The organism is Bradyrhizobium sp. Kon69 (assembly GCF_055807515.1).
The window spans coordinates 1-278 of sequence record NZ_JBVVOS010000320.1; the positions used below are offsets into that span (position 1 = coordinate 1).

At 62.6% G+C, this 278-nt stretch carries 2 protein-coding genes; one reads left to right on the top strand and one right to left on the bottom strand.

Translation table 11 applies throughout. The features are described from left to right. The coding region (locus AC0L3U_RS39305) for an OprD family outer membrane porin (protein WP_473365107.1) at positions 1–166 on the bottom strand (166 nt) is incomplete at its 3' end. 21 nt (positions 167–187) lie between these two features. Between AC0L3U_RS39305 and AC0L3U_RS39310 the strand changes: the two genes are divergently transcribed. Beyond that, the coding region (locus AC0L3U_RS39310) for a hypothetical protein (protein ID WP_473365108.1) at positions 188–278 on the top strand (91 nt) is incomplete at its 3' end.

Sequence of the window (278 nt, forward strand, 5' to 3'; positions counted from 1 at the left end):
CGTTCGAGACCAGGATCGGCAGGACCGGAGCCAGGCCGCCGCCAACGTGCAACTCGGTCTGGGAAATACGGAATTTAACGTTGCCCGCGGCGCGGCCGAAGGAGTCGGCGGGCTCGGCGCCTTGGGCACGGGTAACGGGCACAGCGGCTTTGTTGAAGACAGCCATGCGTCCGTCAGCTCGCGCAGCATGTATTACAGCGCAGACAACCGTTCGGGCAGCAATAACGATCTGCGCGAAGCTGCGACAGCGCTGCGCCTGGATTACAAATCCGGCTATA